Origin of the sequence: Moorena sp. SIO3B2 (genome assembly GCF_010692525.1) — a bacterium.
GTDB classification, from domain to species: Bacteria; Cyanobacteriota; Cyanobacteriia; order Cyanobacteriales; family Coleofasciculaceae; genus Moorena; species Moorena producens.
This window is the reverse complement of record NZ_JAAHHE010000811.1, coordinates 1-1,663: the sequence shown is the minus strand read 5'-3', so window position 1 is coordinate 1,663 and position 1,663 is coordinate 1. Positions and strand designations below refer to the sequence as shown.

Sequence of the window (1,663 nt, the reverse complement as noted above, 5' to 3'; positions counted from 1 at the left end):
CCTGAAAAATGATGTCAAATACCAGGCTAGTGCGCAACCGTTTTTGGTACTAGGGATGCTAGTTGCTGGTTTGGCTTTGGGTCATAGTGCTATTTAAAATAGAGAACAGGGAATAGGGAACAGGGAACAGGGAATAGGGAATAGGGAAAAAATCCTGTGTACCTAACTAATAGCTATGATAAAGGCTATATATAGGGTTAAACCGGACTCGATCTGAAGGCTTATATGATGTTCAGCTAATCAGTTATGAAAAAACTTAGCTTCCTTCTGGTAGGCAATCTCCCTCCTAATTCCCTGTTCCATGTTCCCTGTTCCCTGTGCCCTATTACCTACTATTTATAAGTGTTCAACCGAGCATGATATTACTACTTACAGTGAATCGATCAATCCGGGTAAGAAGCAATCAAATCAAGGTTTTTTGGAAGCTCTCCACCATGGGGTTTGTCTAATACTTGAATTTTGTAGCCCAAAGATTCTAACAACTGACAACATTGCTGATAGACAGGTCGTCCATGGATAGACAAGAAAATGGTAGGATGAGCACTTTCCAACAGAGATTTGGCACCAAGTAGAACAAACTTCTCATGCCCCTCCACATCAATTTTGATGCAGTCCGGCACAGGAATTTCACCACTGGCGATCAGTTCATCTAAACTGACCATCTTGACTTGAAGTGTTCCTTGAGAAGAAATACCCCCCTGATAACTACCAGAAGTTTCTCTAAAGGATGCCATACCAGAGCGCTCTGAAACCGCTGCTGCCATAACTGTGGCATTGGTAATGCTGTTGATAGACAGATGTTTTCTTAAGTAACCAAGGTTTTGGGGTAGGGGCTCAAAGGAAAAAACTTTTCCCTTCTCACCGACTAGCACCGAAGTCAATAGTGTAAAGAAACCAGCGTGAGCTCCAATATCAAATACAGTGTTTCCTAATTTCAGAGTTTTCTCAAGCACCCGTTGGTTCTGATACTCATAAGTTCCTAACCAACAGCCGTTTCTGCCAGCACCAACTATCCATTTTTTACCGGCGAGCTTACCTAGCCAGATCGGCATTGTCATCTCAGGAGGAATTAGCTTTAAGGGAAAACGTAAAACCTGACCAAAGATGCTTTTTCCGGAAATCTGTTCCAAATCCATAGTTTGATGACCTGATGAAGCTGAAAACTATTAGAGTTTCTATTGATAGAATTCCCGAAAGTTATGGTCAAGTAACAGCTTTACCTTTAGTGGTCAGCGGTCAGCGCTCAGTGGTCAGCGGTCAGCGGTCAGCGGTCAGTGGTCAGTGGTCAGTGGTCAGTGGTCAGTGGTCAGCGGTCAGTGGTCAGCTTATTTTATTCAAAAGCTGTTCGCGTAGCGTCGGCTCTGCCGAGAGTCCCGCTAAAAGCGATCGCATAAGCGCGGAAGCTGAGGCCTTTGGGCCACGCTTTGCGAACGCTTCATCGCGTGCGCTTAAGCTGAATGCTGAATGCTGAATGCTGAATGCTGACTGCTGAATGCTGAATGCTGAATGCTGAATGCTGAATGCTTACAGTTTAATACTACCAGTATTGACCACAGGTTGTATATTTTGCTCAGCAGTCAAAACCACTAGCAAATTGTTAATCATTGCTGCTTTTGTTTCCTCGTCTAGCTGAATAATTTGGTTATCGTTCAGCCGCTTGATG

2 protein-coding genes and 1 pseudogene are annotated in these 1,663 nt (G+C 43.8%); 1 reads left to right on the top strand and 2 read right to left on the bottom strand.

The annotated features are described in order from the left end of the window. Positions 1-383: 383 nt before the first annotated feature. Entirely contained in the window at positions 384-1,136 is a 753-nt protein-coding gene (locus tag F6K38_RS41330) for an FkbM family methyltransferase (RefSeq protein WP_008188083.1), read from the bottom strand. A 14-nt stretch (positions 1,137-1,150) separates the two neighbouring features. Here F6K38_RS41330 and F6K38_RS41325 point away from each other — a divergent pair, with 14 nt between their 5' ends. Next, the gene (locus F6K38_RS41325; RefSeq protein ID WP_008188084.1) at positions 1,151-1,471 is read left to right on the top strand and encodes a hypothetical protein; all 321 of its coding nucleotides are present in this window, start codon (positions 1,151-1,153) and stop codon (positions 1,469-1,471) included. A gap of 53 nt (positions 1,472-1,524) precedes the next feature. Here F6K38_RS41325 and F6K38_RS44725 read toward each other — a convergent pair. Continuing rightward, a pseudogene (locus tag F6K38_RS44725) lies at positions 1,525-1,663 on the bottom strand (SPFH domain-containing protein); the annotation flags it as partial.

What these genes read in the sequence shown, in the direction of transcription:
- F6K38_RS41330 (WP_008188083.1), bottom strand. Translation starts at nt 1,136, where the DNA reads ATGGATTTGGAACAGATTTCCGGAAAAAGCATCTTTGGTCAGGTTTTA.
- F6K38_RS41325 (WP_008188084.1), top strand. Translation starts at nt 1,151, where the DNA reads ATGAAGCTGAAAACTATTAGAGTTTCTATTGATAGAATTCCCGAAAGT.